Origin of the sequence: Derxia lacustris, from assembly GCF_002105195.1 — a bacterium.
Classification (GTDB): domain Bacteria; phylum Pseudomonadota; class Gammaproteobacteria; order Burkholderiales; family Burkholderiaceae_E; genus Derxia; species Derxia lacustris.
On sequence record NZ_MUHU01000001.1, the window covers coordinates 253110 to 276644 of the forward strand.

25 protein-coding genes are annotated in these 23535 nt (G+C 70.5%); 10 read left to right on the forward strand and 15 right to left on the reverse strand.

The genetic code is table 11. The annotated features are described in order from the left end of the window. Positions 1-12 precede the first annotated feature (12 nt). Positions 13-660: a Smr/MutS family protein gene (locus B9P64_RS01010; RefSeq protein WP_085314405.1), complete on the forward strand. Its 648-nt coding sequence runs from the start codon at positions 13-15 to the stop codon at positions 658-660. A 15-nt stretch (positions 661-675) separates the two neighbouring features. On the opposite strand, the gene B9P64_RS01015 is transcribed toward B9P64_RS01010, so the two are convergent. Both B9P64_RS01015 and B9P64_RS01020 read right to left on the reverse strand, forming a co-directional pair. Further along, positions 676-1014 (reverse strand): P-II family nitrogen regulator, encoded by a 339-nt coding sequence (locus tag B9P64_RS01015; protein WP_085314406.1) that lies wholly within the window; start codon positions 1012-1014, stop codon positions 676-678. Between the two features lie 102 nt (positions 1015-1116). Continuing rightward, positions 1117-2388 (reverse strand): NAD(+) synthetase, encoded by a 1272-nt coding sequence (locus B9P64_RS01020; RefSeq protein WP_085314407.1) that lies wholly within the window; start codon positions 2386-2388, stop codon positions 1117-1119. A 96-nt stretch (positions 2389-2484) separates the two neighbouring features. On the opposite strand from B9P64_RS01020, the gene B9P64_RS01025 reads away from it, so the two are divergent. The 3 genes from B9P64_RS01025 (at position 2485) to B9P64_RS01035 (ending at position 5858) form a co-directional block, all read left to right on the forward strand. Then, on the forward strand, positions 2485-3675 hold the full coding sequence (locus B9P64_RS01025; RefSeq protein ID WP_085314408.1) for a GNAT family N-acetyltransferase: 1191 nt from the start codon (positions 2485-2487) through the stop codon (positions 3673-3675). Positions 3676-3741: 66 nt separating this feature from the next. Next, positions 3742-5403: a serine/threonine-protein kinase gene (locus B9P64_RS01030; protein WP_085314409.1), complete on the forward strand. Its 1662-nt coding sequence runs from the start codon at positions 3742-3744 to the stop codon at positions 5401-5403. Positions 5404-5405: 2 nt separating this feature from the next. Next, positions 5406-5858 (forward strand): TssQ family T6SS-associated lipoprotein, encoded by a 453-nt coding sequence (locus B9P64_RS01035; protein WP_235839849.1) that lies wholly within the window; start codon positions 5406-5408, stop codon positions 5856-5858. A gap of 51 nt (positions 5859-5909) precedes the next feature. Here B9P64_RS01035 and ppa read toward each other — a convergent pair whose 3' ends face one another. Beyond that, complete coding sequence (gene ppa, locus B9P64_RS01040) at positions 5910-6437, reverse strand: inorganic diphosphatase (protein ID WP_085314410.1); 528 nt, start codon at positions 6435-6437, stop codon at positions 5910-5912. 369 nt (positions 6438-6806) lie between these two features. On the opposite strand from ppa, the gene B9P64_RS01045 reads away from it, so the two are divergent. After that, on the forward strand, positions 6807-7667 hold the full coding sequence (locus B9P64_RS01045) for a thioredoxin family protein (RefSeq protein ID WP_085314411.1): 861 nt from the start codon (positions 6807-6809) through the stop codon (positions 7665-7667). 36 nt (positions 7668-7703) lie between these two features. Here the strand turns inward: B9P64_RS01045 and B9P64_RS01050 are convergent, their stop codons facing one another. After that, positions 7704-8504 carry a tRNA threonylcarbamoyladenosine dehydratase gene (locus B9P64_RS01050; protein ID WP_235839850.1) on the reverse strand — a complete coding sequence of 267 codons (801 nt, stop codon included), beginning with the start codon at positions 8502-8504 and terminating at the stop codon, positions 7704-7706. A gap of 168 nt (positions 8505-8672) precedes the next feature. On the opposite strand from B9P64_RS01050, the gene B9P64_RS01055 reads away from it, so the two are divergent. Further along, positions 8673-9506 carry a gamma-glutamylcyclotransferase gene (locus tag B9P64_RS01055; protein ID WP_235839851.1) on the forward strand — a complete coding sequence of 278 codons (834 nt, stop codon included), beginning with the start codon at positions 8673-8675 and terminating at the stop codon, positions 9504-9506. 187 nt (positions 9507-9693) lie between these two features. Then, positions 9694-11763 (forward strand): 3-hydroxybutyrate oligomer hydrolase family protein, encoded by a 2070-nt coding sequence (locus B9P64_RS01060; protein ID WP_139826071.1) that lies wholly within the window; start codon positions 9694-9696, stop codon positions 11761-11763. A 46-nt stretch (positions 11764-11809) separates the two neighbouring features. On the opposite strand, the gene B9P64_RS01065 is transcribed toward B9P64_RS01060, so the two are convergent. From B9P64_RS01065 to B9P64_RS01075, 3 genes are read right to left on the reverse strand one after another with little or no spacing between them, the layout of a single operon-like run. Beyond that, positions 11810-12310 carry a TPM domain-containing protein gene (locus B9P64_RS01065; RefSeq protein ID WP_085314415.1) on the reverse strand — a complete coding sequence of 167 codons (501 nt, stop codon included), beginning with the start codon at positions 12308-12310 and terminating at the stop codon, positions 11810-11812. A gap of 1 nt (position 12311) precedes the next feature. Then, on the reverse strand, positions 12312-13241 hold the full coding sequence (locus B9P64_RS01070; RefSeq protein ID WP_085314416.1) for a TPM domain-containing protein: 930 nt from the start codon (positions 13239-13241) through the stop codon (positions 12312-12314). A gap of 10 nt (positions 13242-13251) precedes the next feature. Continuing rightward, on the reverse strand, positions 13252-13851 hold the full coding sequence (locus B9P64_RS01075; protein WP_085314417.1) for a LemA family protein: 600 nt from the start codon (positions 13849-13851) through the stop codon (positions 13252-13254). Positions 13852-14113: 262 nt separating this feature from the next. Between B9P64_RS01075 and pdxH the strand changes: the two genes are divergently transcribed. Beyond that, positions 14114-14758: a pyridoxamine 5'-phosphate oxidase gene (pdxH, locus tag B9P64_RS01085; RefSeq protein ID WP_085314419.1), complete on the forward strand. Its 645-nt coding sequence runs from the start codon at positions 14114-14116 to the stop codon at positions 14756-14758. 18 nt (positions 14759-14776) lie between these two features. Here pdxH and msrA read toward each other — a convergent pair whose 3' ends face one another. After that, a complete protein-coding gene (gene msrA / locus B9P64_RS01090) occupies positions 14777-15322 on the reverse strand; it encodes a peptide-methionine (S)-S-oxide reductase MsrA (RefSeq protein WP_085314420.1) in 546 nt (181 codons plus the stop codon). A 144-nt stretch (positions 15323-15466) separates the two neighbouring features. Between msrA and B9P64_RS01095 the strand changes: the two genes are divergently transcribed. Both B9P64_RS01095 and B9P64_RS01100 read left to right on the forward strand, forming a co-directional pair. After that, complete coding sequence (locus B9P64_RS01095) at positions 15467-15901, forward strand: MarR family winged helix-turn-helix transcriptional regulator (RefSeq protein ID WP_085314421.1); 435 nt, start codon at positions 15467-15469, stop codon at positions 15899-15901. 3 nt (positions 15902-15904) lie between these two features. Then, complete coding sequence (locus B9P64_RS01100; RefSeq protein WP_085314422.1) at positions 15905-16165, forward strand: SemiSWEET transporter; 261 nt, start codon at positions 15905-15907, stop codon at positions 16163-16165. Here the strand turns inward: B9P64_RS01100 and B9P64_RS01105 are convergent. The 7 genes from B9P64_RS01105 to B9P64_RS01135 form a co-directional block, all read right to left on the reverse strand. Beyond that, positions 16152-17201 carry an L-threonylcarbamoyladenylate synthase gene (locus B9P64_RS01105; protein WP_176256679.1) on the reverse strand — a complete coding sequence of 350 codons (1050 nt, stop codon included), beginning with the start codon at positions 17199-17201 and terminating at the stop codon, positions 16152-16154. The two genes, B9P64_RS01100 and B9P64_RS01105, sit on opposite strands and share 14 nt — an antisense overlap. A gap of 11 nt (positions 17202-17212) precedes the next feature. Further along, entirely contained in the window at positions 17213-18403 is a 1191-nt protein-coding gene (locus B9P64_RS01110) for a 5-(carboxyamino)imidazole ribonucleotide synthase (protein ID WP_085314574.1), read from the reverse strand. A 67-nt stretch (positions 18404-18470) separates the two neighbouring features. Beyond that, the gene (gene purE / locus B9P64_RS01115) at positions 18471-18983 is read right to left on the reverse strand and encodes a 5-(carboxyamino)imidazole ribonucleotide mutase (RefSeq protein ID WP_085314423.1); all 513 of its coding nucleotides are present in this window, start codon (positions 18981-18983) and stop codon (positions 18471-18473) included. 8 nt (positions 18984-18991) lie between these two features. Beyond that, complete coding sequence (gene tam, locus B9P64_RS01120; RefSeq protein ID WP_085314424.1) at positions 18992-19771, reverse strand: trans-aconitate 2-methyltransferase; 780 nt, start codon at positions 19769-19771, stop codon at positions 18992-18994. A gap of 54 nt (positions 19772-19825) precedes the next feature. After that, positions 19826-20722, reverse strand: coding sequence for a phosphoribosylaminoimidazolesuccinocarboxamide synthase (locus B9P64_RS01125; protein ID WP_085314425.1), 897 nt, complete (start codon positions 20720-20722; stop codon positions 19826-19828). 241 nt (positions 20723-20963) lie between these two features. Beyond that, the gene (fba, locus tag B9P64_RS01130; protein ID WP_085314426.1) at positions 20964-22028 is read right to left on the reverse strand and encodes a class II fructose-bisphosphate aldolase; all 1065 of its coding nucleotides are present in this window, start codon (positions 22026-22028) and stop codon (positions 20964-20966) included. A gap of 206 nt (positions 22029-22234) precedes the next feature. Further along, complete coding sequence (locus B9P64_RS01135; protein WP_085314427.1) at positions 22235-23416, reverse strand: phosphoglycerate kinase; 1182 nt, start codon at positions 23414-23416, stop codon at positions 22235-22237. Positions 23417-23535 lie beyond the last annotated feature (119 nt).

Here is a 23535-nt window from a genome sequence, read left to right on the forward strand (position 1 = left end):
TGACCGCGCGGCATGAGCCGGCATCGCATCCAGTCGCTGGCCGAGCTCGGCGCGCTGCGCAAGGCGCTCGAAGCCGAGCAGCGCGCCCGTGCCGAGGCCGAGCGCCGCGCGCGCGAGGAAGCGGCGCGGCGCGATGCCCTGGCGCGTGAATTCGAGCGCGCCGTCGGCGCGGTGACGCCGCTGCTGCGGCCGCCGACCGTCGAGCATCCGCGGCCGGCGCCCGAGCCGCTGCCGCGCCAGCGCGAGGCCGACGAGCGCGCCGCGCTGGCGCAAAGCCTGTCCGATGAATTCGATCCGGCGACGCTGCTCGATTCGGATGCCGAGCTGGGCTGGCATCGGCCGACGCTCGGGCCGGAGGTGGTGCGCAAGCTGCGCGGCGGCCACTGGGTGATCCAGGGCGAACTCGATCTGCATGGCGCGCGCACCGAGGAGGCGCGCGAGCTGCTGGGGGATTTTCTGCGTCATGCCTTGCGCACCGGGCTGCGCTGCGTGCGCGTGGTGCATGGCAAGGGGCTCGGCTCGAAAGGCCGTCAGCCCGTGCTCAAGGGCAAGGTCAAGCGCTGGCTGGTGCAGCGCGAGGAGGTAATCGCCTTCTGCCAGGCCCGGGCGCCCGACGGTGGCGCCGGCGCCCTGATCGTGCTGCTGCGGGCGACGCGCTAGCAGCCGATACCGATCTCAGATGGCAGCTTCGTTGGTCTCGCCAGTGCGGATGCGCACGACCTGCTGCACGCTCTGCACAAAGATCTTGCCGTCGCCGATCTTGCCGGTGCGGGCCGAGGCGATGACCGCCTCGATGATCGAGTCGACCTTGTCGGCGGTGACGATCACTTCGACGCGCACCTTGGGCAGGAAATCCACCAGATATTCCGCGCCGCGATACAGCTCCGTGTGGCCCTTTTGCCGGCCAAAGCCCTTGACATCGGTGACGGTGAGGCCGGTGACGCCGACAGCTGCGAGTGCTTCGCGCACTTCTTCGAGCTTGAACGGCTTGATGATCGCGATGATCTTCTTCATGTGAGTTCTCCGGAGGGAATGATCTTGGGCGGGCATCGGCGGTGAGGGGCAGTCCGCCTGTTATTTCGCTGGGTGGCGCGAGTATGCCGTGTCAGCAAGCTTTCATTGCGGCTCGCGCTCGGGGCGCCAGCGCGGCCCGACGGGCGTGCGCGGCGGGTCGGCGATGAAGTCGCGCACGGCTTGCAGCAGCCGCGCGGTGTCGGCCGGATCGAAGCCGCGCGCCAGGATGCGGCGCTCGGCCAGACCGTCGTCGAGCGCGAGTTGCAGGATCTCGTCGACGATGTCGGCCGCCGGCAAGGGCTGGCCGGCGCGGTCGCGCAGGCCGCCGCGGCCGGCCCGGGCGAGCGCGCGATCGAGGTTGGCACCGTCGTCGGCCAGCCACAGCGCCAGCCGCACGATCTCGCTGCGGTACATGTCGCGCAGCGGTGCCCAGGCTTCGAGATCGACGGCCGCCGCCGGACCGCAGATCCGGGCGCTGCGGTCGAGCGGCAGCAGCCGCCGCGCGACGCCATCGTCCGCCGCTACGACGCGATCCGCCCCGAGCGCACGCCGGCAGAGCCAGCCCAGCAGCGCCGCGCCGATGCCGCCGTCATCCGCTATCTGCGCCCGGTCCGGCACGCGCTCGGCGATGGCCGCGAGCAGCAGCCGCAGCCAGCGCGCCTCGGGCGGCAGCCGCGGCTCGATCGGGCCGCGCCGCAGCGCCAGCTGATGCTGGTCGGCGCGGCCGGCACGGTCGAGTTCGAGCAGCGCCAGCGCCGGCTGGGCCAGCGCCAGCCGGGCCTGCTCGGTGCCGAAGGCGTCGAACGCGAACGAGCTGCCGTCGAAGCGCGTCGCATCGTCGCCGCCGACCGGATTGACGCAGAGCAGCGGCAGCCGCAGCCGGCGCGCCACCTCGGCCGGGACGGTTTCGCGCTCGTCGAAATCGTCGAACCGCGCCGGCCAGGCGGCCGGCAGCAGCAGCAGTTCGGCCTCGGCGAGCGCCGGCGCCAGCACCGCGACCGCCGATTCGGTGGCCGACGCGGCATCGATGCCGGCTGCCAGCGCAGCGAAGTCCTGGTCGAAGACGATGGCCATGCGCTGCCCGGCCAGCTCGATGCAGCGCGGCGCACCGGCCGCCAGCCGCGCCACCGGCCGGCCACCCACCAGCACCTCGGCGCTGGCCGGCGTCTGGCCGAGCACCACCGCGAGCTGCGGCCAGGCCGCCAGCCCCGCCAGCGCGGTCGGGCACAAACCGTGCAGCGCCAGCAACGGCGTCAGCACCAGATCGGCGCCCTGCGCGGCCGCCGCGCCGCAGGCCGCGACCGCGCGCGCCGCATTGCCCTCGGCGTCGCCCGGAATGCAACCAATCTGCGCCAGCGCGATTCTCAGCGTCATGCGGCACCGCCGCGCGACAGACCGAACAAACGCCACATCACGCGAAAACGCCGGCTGCGGCCGGCAGGGAAGGAAACGATCGCCATGAGCGCAGCGATGACAGAGACGGAAGCCGGCGATGGTACGCGGCTGGTAAGCGACCTCGCGGCCATCGGCGCCGAGCGCTGGAACGCCCTGGTCCGCGTCGCCACCGGCCGGCTGCACCCGGCCTTGCGCCACGAATATCTCGACGCCTTTCACGCCAGCGGCTGCGCCACTCGCGCCAGCGGCTGGGAGCCGGGCTATCTCACGCTGTGGCGCGCCGGCGAGCTGATCGCCGCCGCCCCGCTCTACCGCAAGTACCACTCCTGGGGCGAGTACGTGTTCGACTGGGCCTGGGCCGAGGCTTATGAACGCAACGGCCTGCGCTACTACCCCAAGCTGCTGGTCGCGGTGCCGTTCACGCCGGTCGGCGCGCCCAAGCTGCTGGCGGTCGATGCCGAGGCGCGCGCCGCGCTGGCCACCGCGCTGCTAAAGCATGCGGTCGCCAGCGGACTGTCGTCGCTGCATGTGCTGTTCACCGATGCCGACGAAAGCGCCCTGCTCGAATCGGCCGGCCTGATGCTGCGGCGCAATGTGCAATTCCACTGGCACAACCCGGGCTGGAGCGGCTTCGACGACTACCTGGCCAGCCTGGCCCAGCCCAAGCGCAAGAAAATCCGCGCCGAGCGGCGCCAAGTGGCGGCGGCCGGCGTCACCTTCCAGAAGCTGACCGGCGCCGACATCACGCCCGAGCACTGGGCCTTCTTCCACCGCTGCTACAGCAACACCTATCTCGAACACCACTCGCGGCCCTATCTCAATCTCGACTTCTTCCAGCGCCTGGGCGCGTCGATGGGCGAGCAGGTACTGCTGGTGATCGGCAGCCGCGACGGCCGGCCGGTCGCGGCCGCGCTCAACCTGTTCGACGCCGATTCGCTCTACGGCCGCTACTGGGGCGCGCTCGAACACATCGCCTGCCTGCATTTCGAGGCCTGCTACTACCAGGCGATCGAGTTCTGCATCGACCGCGGCATCCGGCATTTCGAGGGCGGCGCGCAGGGCGAGCACAAGCTCGCGCGCGGCTTTCTGCCGGCCGAGATGCGCAGTGCGCACTGGATCGGCGCGCCCAAGTTCGCCGATGCGGTCGAGCACTATCTCCAGCGCGAAAGCCAGGGCATCGAGCGCTATATCGACGAACTGGAAGCGCACACTCCCTTTCGTCAGAACCCAGCAATCGACCGCCCGGCGGCTGACGCAAGCCCTTGAACCGGCAGGCGAAACCTCGCCTGATCGAGTGAATTGCAGGGGTATTGCCCGCCTATAATCCGCCGCATGAATGCTGCGACCGGCGCGATCCCCCTGCCCGGCGTCCCGACGATCGGACGCTTCCGGATCGAGCGGACCCTGGGGGTCGGCTCGATGGGAACGGTATACCTCGCGCACGACTCCGTGCTGCACCGCAGCGTGGCGATCAAGACGCTCAGCGTGCATCTCGCACCGTCCGAGGCGCGCGCCTTCGAGGACAGCTTCCTCAACGAAGCCCGCGCGGTCGCCCGGCTCAACCATCCCAACATCGTCACCGTGTATGACGCCGGGCGCGTCGGCGGCGTGCCCTACATCGCGATGGAATGCCTCGACGGCCAGGAGCTCAAGCAGCGGCTGGCGCGCGCCGGGCGCATGCCGATGCGCGAGTTCGTCGAGCTGTTCGTGCGCGTGGCCGATGCGCTCGACTATGCGCATCGCCACGGCATCGTTCACCGCGACATCAAGCCGGCCAACATCTTCCTCACCGCCAAGTCGGGGCCCAAGGTGCTCGATTTCGGCATCGCGCAGGCGGCCACGCTGGGCCAGCCGCCGGCCGCGCGCCAGCAGGGCACGCTGGTCGGCACGCCCAACTACATGTCGCCCGAGCTGATCCAGGGCCAGCCGCTCGACGGCCGCTCCGACCTGTTCTCGCTCGGCGTGGTGATGTACGAGGTGCTCACCGGCAAGCTGCCGTTCAGCGGCCGCACGCTCGACGAGCTGACGCAGAACATCGTCAACGCGCCGGTCACGCCGCCGCAGACGCTCAATCCCGACGTGCCGATCGAGATTTCGGCCATCGTGGCGCGCGCACTGGCCAAGCTGCCCGAGCAGCGCTATGCCGATGCGCGCGCGCTGGCCGACGATCTGCGCCGCCAGCTCGAACGCATGGATGTGCAGCGGCTGGTCACGCGTGCCGGCATGGCGCTGCCGGCGGCCGTGGCGGCCGCGCCGCGCCGCAGCCGCGGGTTGCTGGCGCTGCTGCTGACCGGGCTGGTCGCGGGCGGCGTGTTCTGGCAGCTGGGCCGGCAGGAAGCGCCAGCCGCACGGCCGGCCACGGCCGTGGCCCGCGCCGTGACGCCCGCGCCGACGGTCGTCGCGCCAGCCGCCACGCCGGCTGCCGACCCGGCCGCCGCTGGCACGCCCGCCACCGACGCCGCACCGGCCGATCCGGCACCGACCGAACCGCAAGCCGCCACGCCCGAGGCTCCGGCCGGCGAGCCGGCGATGCCGGCAACCGCTTCCGGCCGCCCGGCCACAGGCGCGCTGCAGCCGCCACGCGCCCGCAGCCCGGCGCCGCTCATGCCCGATCCCGCGCCGCCGGCCGGCAGCACCCTCGTCGGGCCGCCAGCGGTCGGCGCGCCGTCGTCCGCGCCAGCGCCGGCCGCGCCTGCCGGCACCGGCAATGCCGCGCGCAACGCTCGGCTGGCGCCGCAGGCCGCCCGCCCGGCGGCAAGCCCGGCCAGCCCCGCCGCACCGGCGGTCGTCGCCGGCACACTCGATCTGGCAGTCAGCCCCTGGGGCGAAGTCATCATCAACGGGCAGTCGCGCGGACTCACGCCGCCGCTGTCGTCGATCAAGCTGGCGCCGGGCAGCTACAGCATCGAAATCCGCAACGGCGACTTCCCGACCTACTTCACCACGGCCGACATCCAGTCCAACGGCAGCACCCGCATCCGGCACAAGTTCTGATCTTGCAATTCCGTTCTCACGCTCCGGCGCTCGCCCTCGCCGCCCTGCTCGCCGGCTGCGCCTTCGCGCCGGCACCGCCGTCGGTCACCGACATGCTGGCCCGGCCGGCCGAACAGGCCCTGCTCGGCGGCATGCGGCTATACGACGACGGCGACTATCCGGCCGCCGAGCGCGAACTCGAACGCGCCCTGGTGCTCGATCTGCGCGCCGCGCGCGACAAGGCCACGGCGCAGAAATACCTCGCCTTCATCTACTGCACCTCGGGCCGCGAAAGCGCCTGCGAGCTGGCCTTCCGCGCCGCCATCGCCGCCGATCCGCAATTCGCGCTCAGCCGCGCCGAGGAAGGCCATCCGGCCTGGGGCCCGGTCTACCGACGCGTGCGGCCGGCCCCGGCCAGCGCCGGCATCGAGATGCCCATCGCACCGCCGGCGCCAAAAAAAACGGCGAACCCCTGAGGATTCGCCGCCTTGCCTGACCCGTGCCGCCCGCGCGGGGGCGGCACGCCATCACGCCTGATAGTTCTTGATGCCTTCGAGGATTTCGAGGTGGGCGTCTTCCTTGTCGGCCCAGCCCAGCACCTTGACCCACTTGCCCACTTCCAGATCCTTGTAGTGCTCGAAGAAGTGCTGGATCTGCTTGAGGCGGATTTCCGGCACGTCCTTCACCGACTGCCAGTGGGTGAACAGCGGGCAGATCTTGTCGACCGGCACGGCCAGCAGCTTGGCATCGACGCCGCCTTCGTCTTCCATGCGCAGCATGCCCACGGCACGGCAGCGCACCACCACGCCCGGCAGCAGCGGGAACGGCGTGTGCACCAGCACATCGACCGGATCGCCGTCGCCGGCCAGCGTCTTGGGGATGTAGCCGTAGTTCGCCGGGTAGTGCATGGCGGTCATCATGAAGCGGTCGACGAACAGCGCGCCCGAGTCCTTGTCCACCTCGTACTTGATCGGATCGGCGTTCATCGGGATTTCGATGACGACGTTGAAATCGTTCGGCACGTCCTTGCCGGCGGGGATGTTGTCGAGACTCATGTGATCGCTTTGCGGTGGTAGTGGTGAATGGGCGAATTCTGGGATTCGGCTGCCGTTCGCCTGTCGTGCCCGGACAGGAACAGGCGGAGCGCGGTACGCAGCCTTGCCGCCCGTGGGCGCCGAATGCCGGCCTGACCTTGCGCGGCGCGCGGATTATAGCCAGCGCATTTTGCATTGCAGAATGCACCCGGCGCTGCCCGGCAGGCCGGCCAGCCTGCCGGCGTGCGGGATAATCGCCGCACGCCCTTACGTGAACTTTGCCCGCAAATGCACGACAGGTGAGCGGCAATGCCGCGCATTCGCCGTCATTGAAGCCTGCGCGCCACGCCCAAACCTACGCCGTCCTACCTCTCAGCATCGGATTTCGCCATGAGCACCACGAACATCGCCACCTTCCAGCAAGACGTCGTCGAAGCCTCGCTCCAGGTGCCGGTGCTGGTCGACTTCTGGGCGCCGTGGTGCGGCCCCTGCAAGACGCTCGGGCCGATGCTGGAGCGGCTCGAAGCCGAGTACGCCGGCCGCTTCAAGCTGGTGAAGGTCGATTCGGACGAGAACCCCGAGCTGTCGCAGGCCTTCCGCATCCGCTCGATTCCCTACGTGGTGGCGTTTGTCGGCGGCCGGCCGGTCGACCAGTTCATGGGCGCGCTGAGCGAAGGCGAGCTGCGTGAATTCATCGAGCGACTGGTGCCCAATCCGAGCGACGCCGAGCATGCCAAGGCGCGCGATCTGCTCGAACAGGGCGACGTGGACGGCGCGGTCGAGGCGCTGCGCACCGCCATCGCGCTCGATCCGGCCAACGACATGGCGCGGCTCGATCTGGTGTCGCTGCTGCTCGACCGCGGCGATGCCAACGGCGCCGAGGGCCATCTGGCCACGCTGTCGCCGCGCACCACCTCCGATCCCGAATTCGCGCCGCATGTCGAGGCGCTGCGCACTCATCTGGAAGCGCTCAAGCAGCAGACGGCACTGCCGGCCGCGCCCGAGCTGGAGGCGCGCATCGCCGCCAACGGCGCCGATCTGGAAGCGCGCAAGGAGCTGGCCCAGCTGTACATCGCGCATCAGGCCTGGGAGCCGGCGCTGGAGCAGCTGCTGCAAATCGTGCAGACCGACCGCGCCTTCGACGAGGACTATGGTCGCCGCACCATGATCCAGGTGTTCGATCTGGCGGCCGACAATGCGCCGCTGGTGAGCCGGTTCCGGCGCGCGCTGTCGTCGTCGATCCTGCGCTGAGGCGCCCGCGCCCACCCGCTCGGGCGGCGCACCGCTTCAGCCGGCCGCCTGCTGCGCGGCCAGCTCGATGAGCCAGCCCGCCGCCGCCAGCCCGACCGCCGCCGTCACATGCATGGCCGAGCCGTAGCCGGCGCAGGCCAGCGCCGCGCCCGGCGCGCAGACCTCGGGCGCGGTGGCCGGCGGCTCGTCGACGAACACCGCCGCCAGGCCGAACGGCGTCACCTTCTTCGCACTGCCGGGCGGAAAGCCGTGCTCATGGCGCAGCTTCGTGCGCAGCCGCGCCAGCAGCGGATCGTTGCGCACCCGGGCCAGATCCTCGATGCGCACCTTGGTCGCATCGCGCTTGCCGCCGGCCGCGCCGCAGACGATCAGCGCCAGCCGCTCGCGCCGCGCCAGCGCCGCCAGCGCCGTCTTGGCCTTGATGTCGTCGATGCAGTCGAGCACCACATCGCAGCCGGCCACCAGCGCCGCCGCGTTGTCGGGCGTGAGGAAGTCGTCCACGGTTTCCACCGCGCAGCCGGTGCCCATCGCCGCGATGCGCGCCGCCATCGCCTCGACCTTGGCACGGCCCACCTCGGCCTCCAGCGCATGCACCTGCCGGTTGATGTTGGAGTCGGCGATGTGGTCCAGATCGACCAGCCGCAACGCGCCCACGCCCGAGCGCGCCAGCGCCTCGGCGGCCCACGAGCCCACGCCGCCGATGCCGATCACCGCCACCTTCATGCCGGCCAGCCGCGCCGCCGTGGCCGCGCCGTACAGCCGCGCGATGGCCGCGACACGGCGCGCGCGCAGCTCATCCGCGCTAGGCGGCGCGATCCCTGCTTGGAGCGGTGGCAAGGCGGTGTTCTGTTGGGTCATGGCCAATCCGGAAGCGGTGCGTGTCGGGCCGGCATTGTCACAAAAGCCGCCTTGAGCCCCCGTTGATCGGTGCATTCCAAGCGCCGATGCGCGCCGGGCGAAGCCTAGAATCCGTCAGCCGCCCGGCCCCAGCGCGCCCACCTCGCCATGTCAGACCGACTCGATTACGACGTTTCCTCCGACGTCGCCCAGTTCGACCGACCCGCCAGCGCCCCCGTCACGCCGGGTCGCGCCAGCTCGCCACCCGACTTTGGCGGCTGCCCGGCGCACGACGGCAGCGAACCCTTTCCCATGCCGCTCGGCCCCGCCGCCCGCCAGACCGAGCCGCCCGCGCCGCCCGGCGCGCGACCCGCAGCGCCGATCTCGCCCGACCTCGCCGCCATCGGCGCGCTCATCGCGCGCAGCCCGCTGTGGACCGAAGCCGAGCTGCTCGCCAGCATCGACGCCAGCCTCGCCGGCTGGGACGGCCGCAGCGATGTCTGGGTCTTCGCCTACGGCTCGCTCATCTGGAAGCCCGAATTCGCCCATGTTGAAGCGCGGCGCGCCCGCGTGCACGGCCTGCATCGCCGGCTCTGCCTGTGGAGCACGCTGACGCGCGGCACCTGCTCCCAGCCCGGACTGGTGCTCGGGCTCGATGCCGGCGGCAGCTGCGACGGCGTGGTCTACCGCATTCCGGCGCCCGATGTGCGCGACGCCTTCCTGCGCCTGTGGCGGCGCGAGATGAAGCGCGGCTCGTATGTGCCGACCTTTCTGCGCTCGCGCACCGAGCGCGGCCCGGTGCCGGCGCTCGGCTTCGGCATCAACCGCGAGCTGCCCTGCTATGCCGGCCATCTGAGCGACGCCCAGGTCGCCGAGGTGCTGCGCCGCGCCCACGGCCAGTGCGGCAGCAGCCGCGACTATGTGCTGCACACGGTCACCGCGCTGCGCAATCACGGCATTGTCGACAACGGCCTGGAACGGGTCGCGGCGCTGCTCGGCTGAGGCGCCCCGCCCGCCGCGTCAAGCACCTTTCCCGCAGGCGCGACGGCTGTTTCAGCCGAGGTCATTCCCCGATTGGTCGCGCAGGCCCGCTGCGCCGAAGCTCATGCGCGCCGGGCCTGCTGCACCGCATCCAGCGCAGATGCTCCCCCGCCTGCCGCAGCCCGGCCCATCCAGGGAGACGCATCACATGAAGACAAGCCTTTGGCTCGCACTCGCCGCGCCGCTCGCGCTCGGCGCCTGCTGGGACAACAACGACGATCCGGCGCTCAACAGCAAGCCGAGCTGGCTCGGCAGCGTGACCAGCACCAGCTACGACGGCAACACCGATGACCTGCTCACCGCCGGCCTGGGCAAGGACGGACTGGCCGGCGCCGCGCCCGGCTATGCCAATGTGGCCGCGCCGACCGCCGCCGAGCTGCGCAAGAACGTCATCTACGCGAACTACCGCGCGCTGGTGGACATGACCGTCAACGGCGGCTATGGCCGGCTCTGGGGCCCGAACATCGACCTGAACGGCGCCGACACCCTGGGCGCCGGCAAGATCGCCGGCACCGAGTCGCTGGCCTATGCCGACGACGGCAGCGGCAAGCAGAACGTGACGCTGATGGTGCAAATCCCGGCCAGCTTCGACAAGGCCAACCCGTGCATCGTCACCGCCACCTCGTCGGGCTCGCGCGGCGTGTACGGCGCGGTGTCGGCGGTCGGCGAATGGGGCCTCAAGCGCGGCTGCGCCGTGGCCTATACCGACAAGGGCAGCGGCAACGGCGCGCATGAGCTGGGCAGCAACACGGTCACGCTCATCAACGGCATCACGGCCAACGCCAGCACCGCCGGCAAGGACAGCCTGTTCACCGCCGACCTGAGCGACGCCGACCGCACGGCCTTCAACACCACCTGGCCCAACCGCTACGCCTACAAGCACGCCCACTCGCAGCAGAACCCGGAGAAGGACTGGGGCCAGTCGACGCTGCGCGCGATCGAGTTCGCGCTCTACCAGCTCAACGAGCAGCTCGGCGAGCGCGACAGCAGCAACAAGGCGCGCGCCACCTTCACCGCCGGCAACACGCTGGTGATCGCCTCGTCGGTCTCCAACGGCGGTGGCGCGGCGCTGGCGGCGGCCGAGCAGGACAGCAAGGGCCTCATCGACGGCGTGGTGGTCGGCGAGCCGCAGGTCTACGTGAACCTGCCGGCCGGCGTGACGGTGGCGCGCGGCGGCACGCCGGTGGCCAGCGCCGGCCGGCCGCTCTACGACTATGTGACCGTCGCCAACCTGCTCCAGCCCTGCGCGGCCTGGGCCGCGGCGGCGGCCGGCTCACCGTTCCAGGCGTCGGTGACGCAGGCCAGCGCCCAGGCGCGCTGCGCGGCGCTGGCGACGGCCGGCTACATCAGCGGCGCCACGTTTGCCGATCAGGCCACGTCGGCGCTGGCGGCCTTGCACGCAGCCGGCTGGGAAGCCGAGAGCGATCTGGTCCACGCCTCGCATTTCGGGCTGAGCGCGACGGCGGCGGTGGCCGTCACTTACGCCAACGCCTACAGCCGCGCCTCGGTCAGCGAGAACGTCTGCAACTTCAGCTTTGCGACGGTGGACGGCAACGGCAAGCCGGCTGCGGCCGCCCTGTCGCCGATGTCCACCGTGTTCGCGGCCGGCAACGGCGTGCCGCCGACGTCGACGATCAACCTCGTCTACAACAGCGCCACCGGCGGGCCGGTGCGCTACTACCTGGCCAATGGCGACTTTGCCTTCACCGGCGCCGACTGCCTGCGCCAGCTCTGGCTTGGCAATTCGGCGCTGGCCCAGCGCGTGAAGACCGGCGTCGGCGAGATCCGCCTGACCGGCAATCTGCGCGGCAAGCCGGCGCTGATCGTGCAGGGGCGCTCGGATGCGCTGGTGCCGGTCAATCACGCGTCGCGCGCCTATCTGGCGGCCAACAAGGCGGTGGAAGGCGCGGCCAGCAAGCTGAGCTATATCGAGGTGACCAATGGCCAGCATTTCGACGGCTTTCTCGGGCTGGCGGGCTTCGACACGCGCTTCGTGCCGGTGCACTACTACAACCTCCAGGCGCTCAACCTGATGTGGGCGCGGCTCAAGTCGGGCGGCGCGCTGCCGGCGTCGCAGGTGGTGCGCACCACGCCGCGCGGTGGCGTGGATGGCGCGGCGCCGGCGCTGACGACGGCCAATCTGCCGGCGATCTCGCTGTCGGTGCCGGCCGGCGATGCGATCGGCTTTGCCAACAATCAGCTCAACGTGCCGAACTGAGGCCCGCGTGCCGGGCCGGCGCCCGGCTTTGCCGGCCCGACGCCGGTCAGAGCAGCACCGGCCGGTCGGGCAACTCGTTGGGATTGTCGGCTTGCGGCGGCGCCACGGCGGCAAGCGCCTCGTGGACCGCCGCGATGCCGGCTTCGGCGCCGCCGCGCCAGTCGCCGTCGGCAAAGCGGGCGCGCATCGCCTCGCAGATGGCGGCCCAGCGCGCCGCGCCGACCGCCCTGGCCACGCCCCGGTCGGCCAGGATTTCCACCGTGCGGTCGGCCATGCCGACGTAGATCAGCACGCCGGTGTTGCGCTCGGTATCCCACACGCCCAGCCGCGCGAAGGCCTCGACCGCGCGGTCGTGCGACGTGACGCCGCGCAGCAACTCGTGCAGCGCGAGCCCGCCTTCGGCTGCGAAGCGGACCTCGCCGTCATGGCGCCGCTCGCCGGCCGCGATGGCCGCGCCGATGGCATCGAGCGTGGCGGCGTCGAACTGGCGCCGCACCCGCCACGCCGGCCAGAGCAGATGGCGCAGCAATCGTCGGAATGTCGTCATCTCAGTTCCACGAGCCGGACGCGCCGCCGCCCGAAAAATCGCCGCCGCCACCGGAGCTGAAGCCGCCACCGCCGCCGCCAAAACCGCCGCGTCCGCCGCCAAAACCGCCACCGCCGACGATGATCGGCAGCCCGCCGCCCGGCCCGCCGCGCCCGCCTCCGCCGCCAAACGCCATCAGCACGATGGCCGCAACCAGCCCGGCAAGCGCCGCCAGCACCAGCGGCAGCCCGAGCATCCAGCCCACCGCGCCGGCCGCGCCGCCAGCCAGCAGCGCGCCCGCGCGACCGAAGATCGCGCGCAGCACCGACCCCAGCACGATGGCCAGCACGAACAGCGTGCCGAGCACGCCCGGCAGATCGGGCGCATCGGCGCCGCGACGCGCTGCCTTGCCCTCGCCCGGCGCCAGCCCCTCGGCCTCGATGCGCGCAAACAGCGCATCGAGCGCGCGGTCGATGCCGCCGTAGTAATCGCCCTTGGAGAACGCCGGCCCGAGCTGCTCGCGGATGACGCGCGCCGCCGCCGCATCGGGCACCGCGCCTTCGAGCGCGCGCGCCACCTCGATGCGCACCCGCTTGTCGTCGCGCGCCACGATCAGCAGCAGCCCGTCGCCCTCCTTGGCGCGACCGATCTTCCAGGCCTCGCCGAGCCGGTTGCCGAACATCTCGATCGGCTCGGGCTGGGTCGTCGGCAGCATCACCACCGCAATCTGGCTGCCGTGCGCGAGTTCAAACGCGGCAAGCTTGGCGTCGAGCGCGGCGCGCTGCTCGGGCGTGAGCGTGCCGGTCGTGTCGGTCACGCGCGCCAGCGGCGGCAGCGCGATCACGTCCTGCGCCAGCGCTGCCGGCAGCCAGCCGAGCAGCCATGCCAGCAGCAGCACGCGCCAGATCGCGCCCGGCCGCAGCGCCGCCGCGCATCCGCCTCGCCCGCTCATGCCGCGCGCCCTACTTGCGGCCGCCGAAATCGACCGTCGGCGGCTTGCTCACCGCCGCCTCGTCGGCGACCGTGAACTGCGGCTTTTCCTTGGCGCCGGCCAGCATCGCGCCGAGCTTGTTCTGCAGCAGCGCGAGCGTGGTGTTGTATTGCGCCACCGTGTCGATGTAGCGCTTGCGCGCGATGGCGATGCGGTTCTCGGCGCCTTCCAGCTGGGCGCGCAAATCCTGGAATGCGGCATTCGCCTTGAGGTTGGGATAGTTCTCGCTCACCGCCAGCAGCCGCGACAGCGCGCCGCCGAGCTGGCCCTGCGCCTTCTGGAACCGGTCGAACGCGGCCGGATCGTTGAGCGTCTCGGGCGACACGTTCATGCGCCCCACCGAGGCGCGCGCATCGGCGATCTGGGTCAGCGTTTCCTGCTCGAAATTGGCCTCGCCCTTCACCGTGGCGACGATGTTGGGGATGAGATCGGCGCGGCGCTGGTACTGGTTGAGCACCTCGGCCCAGGCCGCCTTCACCGCCTGATCCTGGCGCTGGATGTCGTTGTAGCCGCAGCCGCCGAGCAGCACGGCCGTGAACAGCGCAAGCACGAGCCAAAGACGCGAAACCATGCATTCCCCCCTGATGAACTGCCGGCTGCCACCGGCCAATGAGCCTGCGCATCTTGCCGCCGGCCGGCGCCGATGCCAGCACGCTTACCGCGCGACACCGCCAGCGCGCCGGGCGCGACGCCGCCGCGCCGCCATCGTCGCGCCGCGACCGCACCGGCGGGCTTGTCGGGCGTCAAATGGGGCTGCGGGGCCAAACCTACAATCGACCGACCGGTCCCGCCGGCGCGCATGCCGCGCGCCGCGCCCCTTCGAAAGCCGCGCCATGAACACGCCACTCAGCCTCGCCGACATCCGCACCGACTACGCCCGCGCCGCGCTCGACGAAGCCGCCGTGCATGCCGATCCGCTGGCGCAATTCGCCCAGTGGTTCCAGGAAGCGCAGCGCGCCGAAATCCCCGAGCCCAATGCGATGACGCTCGCCACCCTCGGCCTCGACGGCCGGCCCAAGGCGCGCGTGGTGCTGGTCAAGGGGCTCGACCGGCAGGGCTTCAGCTTCTTCACCAACTACGAGTCGGCCAAGGGCCGCGAGCTCGCGGCCAATCCGTTTGCCGCGCTGCAATTCCACTGGGTGCAGCTGGAGCGGCAGGTACGCATCGAAGGCGTGGTGAGCAAGCTCACGCCGGCCGAATCCGATGCCTATTACCTGTCGCGGCCGGTCAATTCGCGGCTCGGCGCCTGGGCCAGCCCGCAAAGCCAAGTGATCCCGGATCGCGCCTGGCTGGAGCGGCGCGAGGCCGAATACCGCGCCCGGCTCGGCGACGATCCGCAGCGGCCCGAGCATTGGGGCGGCTACCGGCTGGTGCCGGACGTGATGGAGTTCTGGCAGGGCCGGCCGTCGCGGCTGCACGACCGTCTGCGCTATGTGCGCGCGGCCGACGGCTGGCGCATCGAGCGGCTCGCGCCCTGAAACCGGCCGGTTCGGCGTTCAGCGCCGCCGCAGCGCGGCGAACTTGTCGCGAAACTTCATGACCTTGGGCGCCACCACGAACTGGCAGTAAGGCTCCTGCCCGTTGGCCGCGAAATAGCCCTGGTGATAGTCCTCGGCGGGCCAGAAGCGCACCGCCGGCGACAGCTCGGTGACGATCGGCCGGCGCAGTTGCGTGGCCAGCTCGGCGATGACCGCCGCCGCCGTTTCGCGCTGCGCCGCATCGTGGAAATAGATTACCGAGCGGTATTGCGTGCCCACGTCGTTGCCCTGGCGATTGAGCGTCGTGGGGTCGTGAATGGTGAAGAAGATTTCGAGCAGATCGCGATAGCCGATGCGCGCCGGATCGAAGCGCACGCGGATGACCTCGGCATGGCCGGTGCGGCCGCTGCACACGTCGGCATAGCTCGGATGATCGACATCGCCGCCGCTATAGCCCGACTCGACGCCGAGCACGCCTTCCGCCTCGACGAATACCGCATCGATGCACCAGAAACAGCCGCCGCCGAAGGTGGCGATTTCTTCCCTGACCTGACCGTCATTCATTCTTGTCTCCTCCCTGACCGGGGATGGGTTGGTTTTTGAACTTCGTCCGGCGCCATCCGTCTTGGATGAATTTTCATATATGATGGAGCCTCGGTATATCGCCATACGAAATTAAACAAGAACTGGCGATTCCCTGGAGCCGACATGAGCCGCAAACGCACTCGCTTCGTCGATGACTTTCTCTCATCCCTGCTGACCCGCGCGAGCCATGCAATTTCGTCTGAATTCCTCAAGGAAGTCGAGAAGCAGAAACTCGCCCCCACCGAATGGCGAGTACTTGCAACGCTGTCCGACGGCGATGGCCTGACGATCGGGCAACTTGCCGAAATCGTCATGGCCAAGCAACCGACGGTGACAAAGATCATCGATCGGATGTCGCTTCAGGGCCTCGTCGAGCGCAAGACCGGCGAGATCGACAAGCGCCAGACCACCATCTTCACCACCGATGCCGGCAAGGAACTGGTGCGCGACCTGCTGCGCCGGGCCCGCATGGCCGAGGCGGCCGCGCTGCGCCAGTTCTCGGACGACGACATCGAACTTCTCAAAAAAATGCTGCGCCGCATGATCGACGGCGAATGACCCATGAGCGCGATTCAACTTGAAATCCTCGGCTTCGCCGCCGCCTTCTGCACCACCGGTGCCTTCATTCCGCAGGCGCTGCTCACCTGGCGCACGCGGCGTGCCGATGGCGTGTCGCTCGGGATGTATTCGATCTTCACGACCGGGGTGGCGCTGTGGCTGGTCTACGGGCTGCTGATCGGCTCCTGGCCGGTGGCGATCGCCAATGCGGTCACGCTGGGGCTGGCGTTGTTCATCCTGGCGATGAAGCTCAGGTTTGGCTGAAGGCGGCGCGGCCGAGGCGGTCGGCGACGGCGGTCCAGGCCGGATCGGCCGGCGGCGCTTCGATCGCGAGGCGCCGGGCCGGCGAGCCGTCCATCGCGTGCAGCCAGGCGTAGAGGCCGTGGGCATAGGCGGCCGGATCGCGCGGGGCTTGCGTGTGCCAGGCCCAGTCCCGGGCCGCCGGGGTGAAAGCCAGCACGGCCCAGTCGGCGGGCGCATCGAGCGCGGCGATGGCCGCGGCATCGAGCAGCAGCAGCGGCTTGCGCGGCGCGTAATGCGAAGCGAGCGAGCCCGAGACGCGCGGCGCGGCCGCCGAACTTGAGACCGCCCGGCCGTCGATCCGCGCCGCGACCTCGGCAATCTGCGCCGGCGTGATCGCACCCGGCCGCAGCACCACCGGCGCACCGCGCGACAGGTCGACGATGGTCGATTCGATGCCGACCGCGCAGGCGCCGCTGTCGAGCACCAGCAGATCGCTCTCGGCGAAATCGGCCGCGACATGGCTGGCGAGGCTCGGGCTGATGCGGCCGAAGCGGTTGGCCGACGGCGCGGCAATGCCGCTGCGGCGGCGCGCGGGCGGCTGGGCGCCGGGCAGCGCAGTGGCGCCGGCGGCGCGCGCCTCGGCGTCAGCGTCGGCGCGCTCGGCCAGCCCGGCGATCAGCGCGCGCGCATCGGCATGCGCCGGAGCGCGCAGGCCGACCGTGTCCTGGCCGCCGGTCACCTCGTCGCACACGCCGGCGGCGCGCTTGAGCACCAGCGTGAGCGGGCCGGGCCAGAACGCCTCGGCGAGCGCGCGCGCCAGCGGCGGCACTTCAGCCGCCCAGGCGTCGAGGTCGTCGGCGCAGAGCACATGGACGATGACCGGATGGTCGGCCGGCCGGCCCTTGGCCGCGAAGATGCGGCGCACCGCCTCGGGCCGGGTGGCGTCGGCGCCGAGGCCGTAGACGGTCTCGGTCGCGAAGGCCACCAGCGCGCCGGCCGCGAGCGTGTCGATGCCGAGCGCAATGCCGGCAGCGTCGGCGGGAAGCAGGCGGGCCACGGCGCTGCGCCTCAGGCCGGGCGCGGCAGGCCGAGCACCTCGGCGACGCGCACGGCGGCGTTGTGCGCCGCCTCGGGCGTCGGGCCGACGCAGGTGACATGACCCATCTTGCGGCCACGGCGCGGGTCGGTCTTGCCGTAGAGATGCAGCTTGGCGCCCTCGATCGCGAGCACCTCGGTCCAGCGCGGCGCGCGCAGCTGGCCGGCATCGTCGAACCAGATGTCGCCGAGCAGATTGAGCATGACCGCCGGACTGTGCTGATGGCCGCCCGACAGCGGCAGGCCGGCCAGCGCCCGCACCTGCTGCTCGAACTGGCTCGCGACGCAGGCCTCGATGCTGTAGTGGCCCGAGTTGTGCGGCCGTGGCGCCATCTCGTTGACCACCAGCGCGCCGTCGCGCAGCACGAAGAACTCGACGCACAGCACGCCGACGTAGTCGAGCTTGCGCGCGATGGCAAAGGCCGCTTCGCGCGCGGCGCCCACCAGCGCCGCATCGGCGCGCGGGCTGGGCGCGGTGGTCACGGCCAGGATGCCGGCGCGATGCACGTTCTCCACGACCGGGAAGCTGGCGATCCGGCCGTCATGGCCGCGCGCGCAGACCACCGAAATCTCGAAATCCAGGTCGAGGAAGCGTTCAAGCACGCAGGGCACGCCGCCCAGTTCGGCGAAGGCGGTGCGCACCTGAGCCGCCGTGTTCACCCGCACCTGGCCCTTGCCGTCATAGCCCAGCCGGCTGACCTTGAGCACGCCGGGCAGCAGCGCGGCCAGATCGGCGGCGTCGAGATCGGCAGCCGATTCGATGACCGCATGCGGCGCCACCGCCTGGCCGCTGGCGCCGATGAAGCGCTTCTCGGCAATGCGGTCCTGGGCGATGGCGACCGCCTGGGCGCCCGGCGCCACGATGCAGTCGCGCGCCAGCCGGGCCAGCGTCGGCGCCGGCACGTTCTCGAATTCGGTGGTGACGGCGCGGCAGATGCGCGCCATCTCGTCGAGCGCGGCGGCGTCGTCGTAGGCGGCGCGCAGATGGCGGTCGGCGACCGCGCCGGCCGGGCTGTGCGCATCGGGATCGAGCACCAGCACGCGATAGCCGAGCGCCTGCGCGGCAAAGCAGAACATGCGGCCGAGCTGGCCGCCGCCGAGCATGCCGAGCCAGGCGCCGGGCAGGATGGGCAGCGGCAGTTGCGAGGAGGGAACGGCGGTCAGGGCCATGGCGGTGCAGTCGAAAGCGGATCGGACGAAGGCGGGCGGGTCAGCCGGTGCGGAGCGCGGTTCAGTTGGCCGGCGGCAGCGTCATGCCGCGCGCGGCGGCGCTCTGCTCGGCGCGGAAGGCGAGCAGCTGCTCGGCCAGCGCGGCATCGCCGGCCGAGGCCAGCAGCGCCACCGCGAACAGCGCCGCATTGCCGGCGCCGGCCTCGCCGATGGCAAAGGTGGCGACCGGAATGCCCTTGGGCATCTGCACGATGGACAGCAGCGAATCCTCGCCGCGCAGGTATTTGGACGGCACCGGCACGCCGAGGATCGGCACCGTGGTCTTGGCGGCCAGCATGCCCGGCAGGTGGGCCGCGCCGCCGGCGCCCGCGATGATGGCCTTGAGGCCGCGCCCGACCGCCGCTTCGGCATAGGCGAACATCTCGTCGGGCATGCGGTGGGCCGAAACCACGCGCGCCTCGAAGGGCACGCCGAAGCGTTCGAGCATTTCAGCCGCATGGCGCATCACGTCCCAGTCGCTGGAACTGCCCATGACGATGCCGATGACGGGGGTGGTGACGACGGTCTTGCTCATCGCAATCCTCAGGCTGGGCCGCGCTCGGCCACGATGAATAAACGCGGAAACCGCAGCAGCAGTCTGCCGTCTTCCGCCAGCGGGTAGGCCGCCGCGATGGCGGCGGTGTAGCGCGCGAGAAAGTCGGCGCGCGCCGTGGCGTCGAGCGGATCGATGAAGGGCCGCAATCCGGTGCCGGACACCCATTCCACGACGGCCTCGGCGCCAAAAAGGGCGTGATTGTAGTGGCAGTGCCAGAGGTCGACGCGGGCGGCGCCGGGCGCCAGCCGGTTGTAGTAGTCGAGCACCGGCGGCAGCGGATCGCGCGCGACGCCGGCGAGCTGCCGGGCCCAGGGGCCGTCGGCCGCGACCTGCTGCATCAGCCGGTGCGAGGGCTCGGCGAGGTTGTCGGGCATCTGCACCGCCAGCGTGCCGCCGGGCGCGAGCGCCTCGAACAGCCGGCGCAGGATCGCCGGGTGCTCGGGCAGCCACTGGAATACCGCGTTGGCGAAGATCACGTCATAGGCGCGGTCGGGCTGCCACGTCGCCAGATCGGCCAGCTCGAAGCGGCGGCCCGGCAGACGCTTGCGCGCCTCGGCCAGCATGTTGGGCGAGCTGTCGAGGCCGCTCACCTCGGCGTCGGGCCAGCGCGCCGCGAGCAGCTCGGTCGAGTTGCCCGGGCCGCAACCAAGGTCGATCACCTGCCGGGGCGCGGCATGCCGCACTTGCGCGAGCAGGTCGCGCGCGGGCCGGCTGCGCTCATCCTCGAACTTGAGGTAGAGGCTGGCGTTCCAGTCGCTGCGTGTCATCGGCGGCTCCTTGGATTCAGGCCCGGCGCTGACGCCGCATGCCGGGCATCGCGCTCACGCCGGCAGGTCGGCGCCGGTCAGGCGCACCAGCGCCTCGCGGTACTTCTCGCTGGTCTTGGCGGTCACTTCGGGCGGCAGCGCCGGCGCCGGCGCGGTCTTGCCCCAGCTGGTGATGGTTTCGAGGTAGTCGCGCACGAACTGCTTGTCGTAGCTCGGCGGGCTGATGCCGACGGCATAGCTCTCGGCCGGCCAGAAGCGCGACGAATCGGCCGTGAGCACCTCGTCCATCAGCGTCAGCGTGCCGGCCTCGTCCAGGCCGAACTCGAACTTGGTGTCGGCAATGATGATGCCCTTGGTCGCCGCGAACTCGCTCGCCGCCGTGTAGAGCGCAATGCTCACGCGGCGCACTTCGGCGGCCAGCTCGGCGCCGATGATTTCCGCTGCACGCGCGAAGCTGATGTTCTCGTCGTGATCGCCCATTTCGGCCTTGGTGGCCGGCGTGAAGATCGGCTCGGGCAGCTTGCTGGCCTGTTGCAGGCCGGCCGGCAGCGCCACGCCGCAGACCTCGCCGTTGTGCTGGTATTCCTTCCAGCCGCTGCCGGCCAGATAGCCGCGCACCACCGCCTCGATGGGAATGGGCTTGAGCTTCTTGACGACCATCGCGCGGCCGCGCACCTGCTCGGCTTCATCGGTGGCCACCACGCTTTCCGGCGCGATGCCGGTGAGATGGTTGGGCACGATGTCCTTCAGCTTGTCGAACCAGAACAGCGCCATCGCGGTCAGCACGCGGCCCTTCTCGGGAATGGGCTCGGACATGATCACGTCGAAGGCGCTGAGCCGGTCGCTCGTCACCATCAGGATCTTGTCGTCGCCGACCGCGTAGTTCTCGCGCACCTTGCCGCGCCCAAGCAACGGCAGCGAAGCGATCGACGATTGATACAGCGTGCTCATCGGGATGTCCTGTTTCGTGGAAATGCGGCAATCGCGCCGCCAGAAAAGCGAAACGCCGCGCCCGGACGGGACGCGGCGTGGGTGCCGGCTGCACCTCGCGACATGACCCGGTCATTTCTGACCCGGCCGCGCCGCGAAAGGCGCGAGTTTATTGCAAGCGGCGAGCCGTGCAGCGGCGTCGATGCCGGATGGCGGACGGTGCCGCCACGCGGCAGTCAGCGAGCACTGCCCGCCCGCGCAATCACAGCACCTGCTGGGCCAGCTTGCCGCTGGCGTAGGCGGCGGCAACGTCGACCAGCGTGATCGCCTTGATCTTGCTGGCCTGACCTTCGCAGCCGAACTCGCGGTAGCGCTGCACGCAGACCTTCTTGGCGGCTTCGCGCGCCGGCTTGAGGTATTCGCGCGGGTCGAACTTGCTCGGGTTCTCGATGAAGAAGCGGCGGATCGCGCCGGTCATGGCCAGACGGATGTCGGTGTCGATGTTGATCTTGCGGACGCCGAACTTGATCGCCTGCTGGATTTCCTCGACCGGCACGCCGTAGGTTTCCTTCATGTCGCCGCCGAACTGGCGGACTTCGGCCAGCAGCTCCTGCGGCACGCTCGACGAGCCGTGCATCACCAGATGGGTGTTGGGAATGCGGGCGTGGATTTCCTTCACGCGGCTGATCGCGAGGATGTCGCCGGTGGGCTTGCGCGTGAACTTGTAGGCGCCGTGGCTGGTGCCGATGGCGATGGCCAGCGCGTCGAGGCCGGTGGCCTTGACGAATTGCGCGGCTTCTTCCGGATCGGTCAGCAGCGAGGCGTGGTCGAGCACGCCTTCGGCGCCGATGCCGTCTTCTTCACCGGCCTGGCCGGTTTCGAGCGAGCCGAGGCAGCCGAGTTCGCCTTCGACGGTCACGCCGACGGCGTGGGCCATCTCGACGACCTTGCGCGTGACTTCCACGTTGTAGTCGAACGACGACGGCGTCTTGCCGTCTTCATGCAGCGAGCCGTCCATCATCACCGAGCTGAAGCCGTTGTTGATGGCGCCCTGGCAGATCGCCGGCGACTGGCCGTGATCCTGGTGCATGACGATGGGGATGTCCGGATAGGACTCGACCGCGGCTTCGATCAGGTGACGCAGGAAGTGCTCGCCGGCGTACTTACGGGCACCCGCCGAGGCTTGCATGATGACCGGCGCGCCGGTTTCCTTGGCCGCTTCCATGATCGCCGTGACCTGTTCCAGGTTGTTGACGTTGAAAGCGGGAATCCCGTAGCCGTTTTCGGCCGCGTGATCGAGCAGTTGACGCATCGAAACGAGGGGCATGACTTACCTCCGATTGCAGTTCTAGAGAGAAAAGCTGGGTCCCGGCGCCAGAGTGGCGCGCGGCGATTGTTCTGGATTTGGAATTGGGTGACCCGCCATGAGCCCCGCGACGCCGCCCCTTGCAGGCAGCGCTTGCTCGCGGGTCGATGCGCCGACCGGGCGGCAGCCGAGCAGGCTTGCGCGATCCGGTCGGCGCCAGCGCGCCATCAGGCGGCGCGCTGTTCGAGGATCTCGACGGCCGGCAGCACGCGGCCTTCGAGGAATTCAAGGAAGGCGCCGCCGCCGGTCGAGATGTAGCCGACCTGGGCTTCGATGCCGTACTTGGAGATGGCGGCCAGCGTGTCGCCGCCACCCGCGATCGAAAAGCCTTCCGACGCCGCGATGGCTTCGGCCAGCGCCTTGGTGCCGCCGCCGAACTGGTCGAACTCGAACACGCCGACCGGGCCGTTCCAGACGATGGTGCCGGCCTGCTTGAGCAGCGCGCCGAGCGTGGCGGCGGTCTGCGGGCCGATGTCGAGAATCAGGTCGCCCTCGGCCACGTCGTCGACCGACTTGACCACGGCGGCGGCGGTCGGCGAGAACTCGGTGGCGGTGGTCACGTCGATGGGCAGCGGCACGGCGGCGCCGCGCGCCTTCATCGCATCGATGATGGCCTTGGCCTCGCCGACCAGATCCTTCTCGGCCAGCGACTTGCCGATCGGCTTGCCCTCGGCCAGCAGGAAGGTGTTGGCGATGCCGCCGCCGACGATGAGCTGATCGACCTTCTCGGACAGCGACTTGAGGATGGTCAGCTTGGTCGAGACCTTGGAGCCGGCGACGATGGCCACCAGCGGCGCCTTGGGCGCGCCGAGCGCACGGCCCAGCGCATCGAGCTCGGCGGCCAGCAGCGGGCCGGCGCAGGCGACCGGCGCGTACTTGGCGATGCCGTGGGTCGTGGCTTCGGCGCGGTGCGCGGTGCCGAAGGCGTCGTTGGCATAGATGTCGCAGAGCGCGGCGAGCTTTTGCGCCAGCTCGTCGGCGTTCTTCTTTTCGCCCTTGTTGAGGCGGCAGTTCTGCAGCAGCACGACTTCGCCCGAGGCAACTTCGAAGCCGCCATCGACCCAGTTCTCGATCAGGCGTACCGGCTTGCCGAGCAGTTCGGCGAGGCGGTCGGCCACCGGCGCGAGCGAATCCTCGGGCTTGGGCTCGCCTTCGGTCGGGCGGCCGAGGTGGGAGGTGACCATCACGGCGGCACCGGCGTCGGCGGCGAATTTGATGCCCGGAACCGAGGCGCGAATGCGGGTGTCGTCGGTGATGGAGCCGTCATCGGCCTGGGGCACGTTGAGGTCGGCTCGGATGAACACGCGCTTGCCGCGCAAGTCCAGCTCCGTCAATTTCTTGAAGTTCATGATGAGACTCAGGAAGGGTTGGAAGACGGTCGGCGCGGCCGGACGGCGCGCGGCGGCCGCAGAAAGCGGCCCGGAAGATATGTGGATTATAGCGGCGGGCTATCGACCGGCCGCTGACG

Coding starts and splice junctions, on each gene's coding strand:
- B9P64_RS01015 (WP_085314406.1), bottom strand. CDS start 1,014: ATGAAGAAGATCATCGCGATCATCAAGCCGTTCAAGCTCGAAGAAGTG.
- B9P64_RS01070 (WP_085314416.1), bottom strand. CDS start 13,241: ATGAGCGGGCGAGGCGGATGCGCGGCGGCGCTGCGGCCGGGCGCGATC.
- msrA (WP_085314420.1), bottom strand. CDS start 15,322: ATGAATGACGGTCAGGTCAGGGAAGAAATCGCCACCTTCGGCGGCGGC.
- B9P64_RS01075 (WP_085314417.1), bottom strand. CDS start 13,851: ATGGTTTCGCGTCTTTGGCTCGTGCTTGCGCTGTTCACGGCCGTGCTG.
- fba (WP_085314426.1), bottom strand. CDS start 22,028: ATGCCCCTCGTTTCGATGCGTCAACTGCTCGATCACGCGGCCGAAAAC.
- B9P64_RS01125 (WP_085314425.1), bottom strand. CDS start 20,722: ATGAGCACGCTGTATCAATCGTCGATCGCTTCGCTGCCGTTGCTTGGG.
- B9P64_RS01025 (WP_085314408.1), top strand. CDS start 2,485: ATGACAGAGACGGAAGCCGGCGATGGTACGCGGCTGGTAAGCGACCTC.
- B9P64_RS01060 (WP_139826071.1), top strand. CDS start 9,694: ATGAAGACAAGCCTTTGGCTCGCACTCGCCGCGCCGCTCGCGCTCGGC.
- B9P64_RS01065 (WP_085314415.1), bottom strand. CDS start 12,310: ATGACGACATTCCGACGATTGCTGCGCCATCTGCTCTGGCCGGCGTGG.
- ppa (WP_085314410.1), bottom strand. CDS start 6,437: ATGAGTCTCGACAACATCCCCGCCGGCAAGGACGTGCCGAACGATTTC.
- B9P64_RS01100 (WP_085314422.1), top strand. CDS start 15,905: ATGAGCGCGATTCAACTTGAAATCCTCGGCTTCGCCGCCGCCTTCTGC.
- purE (WP_085314423.1), bottom strand. CDS start 18,983: ATGAGCAAGACCGTCGTCACCACCCCCGTCATCGGCATCGTCATGGGC.
- B9P64_RS01055 (WP_235839851.1), top strand. CDS start 8,673: ATGTCAGACCGACTCGATTACGACGTTTCCTCCGACGTCGCCCAGTTC.
- tam (WP_085314424.1), bottom strand. CDS start 19,771: ATGACACGCAGCGACTGGAACGCCAGCCTCTACCTCAAGTTCGAGGAT.
- B9P64_RS01045 (WP_085314411.1), top strand. CDS start 6,807: ATGAGCACCACGAACATCGCCACCTTCCAGCAAGACGTCGTCGAAGCC.
- pdxH (WP_085314419.1), top strand. CDS start 14,114: ATGAACACGCCACTCAGCCTCGCCGACATCCGCACCGACTACGCCCGC.
- B9P64_RS01020 (WP_085314407.1), bottom strand. CDS start 2,388: ATGACGCTGAGAATCGCGCTGGCGCAGATTGGTTGCATTCCGGGCGAC.
- B9P64_RS01030 (WP_085314409.1), top strand. CDS start 3,742: ATGAATGCTGCGACCGGCGCGATCCCCCTGCCCGGCGTCCCGACGATC.
- B9P64_RS01010 (WP_085314405.1), top strand. CDS start 13: ATGAGCCGGCATCGCATCCAGTCGCTGGCCGAGCTCGGCGCGCTGCGC.
- B9P64_RS01095 (WP_085314421.1), top strand. CDS start 15,467: ATGAGCCGCAAACGCACTCGCTTCGTCGATGACTTTCTCTCATCCCTG.
- B9P64_RS01135 (WP_085314427.1), bottom strand. CDS start 23,416: ATGAACTTCAAGAAATTGACGGAGCTGGACTTGCGCGGCAAGCGCGTG.